Raw genomic sequence first — 1,189 nt, forward strand, 5'->3', positions numbered from 1 at the left:
TGCTCATCACAAGTGGCAATCGCCTGTCTGTTCAATTCCCTTGTAATATCTGCAAAACTTGTTCCTTCCGCTGCCATTTTAAAAATCATTTTCACAACTTTTGCAGCCTCCGGATCTACTTCCAGCCTTCCATCTTTTCCTTTTTTATAGCCATATCTGGCATTTACCGGAAGGCGTGTACCATTTCTCGTTCTTGTCTGCAATGCTGATGAAATTTTCTTGGACAAATCCAGGCTATACATATTGTATACCAGATTCTGCAATGCCACATTCATTCCACCAGTCATTCCGCTGCTTGCTGCACTGTCATAGCTGTCATTAATCGAAATAAATCGTATCTGTAGAAGTGGAAAAATATATTCAATATAAAATCCAACTTCCAGATAGTCTCTTCCAAATCTGGAAAAGTCTTTTACAACTACACAGCCGATTTCTCCGCTTTTCATGTCATCCTGCAGCTGTTGAAATCCCTGCCTTTTAAAATGAGTACCGCTGACACCGTCATCCACATATTCCAGAATATCTGACTCAGCTACACCCAGCTCATCAATTGCAAATGATTTTAACAGAATTCTCTGAGAAGTTACACTGTCGCTCTCTTTTTTGGCTCTGCCATCTACATTGTCATCTTCTGCGGATAAACGGATGTAAACAGCTGTTTTTCTATGATCTGTCATCTTGACTGCGCCTCCTTCTCTTTCTTTAATTTCTGTAAATCTGCAAACTGATCGTCATATACCAGCTTGATCTCATACTCATACTTACCATGGATAATAATTGAATCCACAAAGGCATCTGCCATTTCTTTTGTCAGCTTACGCTTTGACATATAAGTATGTATCACATTTCCCCAGCCTTCTTCAATGTGGTAATCCTGGGAATACCGAACCTGTGCCGCCAATACTGTGTCCAGATGGCTCTTAATATTCTCAATTTCATTGGAATAGATCCGAGAAAACTGTATGTACTCTTCTTCTGTAATCAAACGTTCCGAGTAATCTTCATATAAATCCGACTTACGCTTACTGATTCGGCTTAGTTCCCGTCGGAGTTTCCCCACCTCTTTATCCAAAAGCAGGTACTGTGTCTGATTTTTGGAATCTGCATTCATTTCCTGAATCATTTTTTCTGTATCCAATACGGTTTTCATATGCGTTTGGATCAGGCGAAGAACATCGTCATCCACATA

At 40.0% G+C, this 1,189-nt stretch carries 1 protein-coding gene and 1 pseudogene; both read right to left on the minus strand.

The genetic code is table 11. The features are described 5' to 3' along the window. A partial coding sequence (locus LKD71_RS18820) for a recombinase family protein (RefSeq protein ID WP_227616434.1) occupies positions 1-677 on the minus strand: 677 nt, incomplete at its 3' end. Continuing rightward, positions 674-1,189: pseudogene (locus LKD71_RS18825) on the minus strand (recombinase family protein); the annotation flags it as partial. The pseudogene LKD71_RS18825 and the gene LKD71_RS18820, both read right to left, overlap by 4 nt.

It is taken from the genome of Fusicatenibacter faecihominis (genome assembly GCF_020686945.1).
GTDB classification, from domain to species: Bacteria; Bacillota; Clostridia; order Lachnospirales; family Lachnospiraceae; genus Limivivens; species Limivivens faecihominis.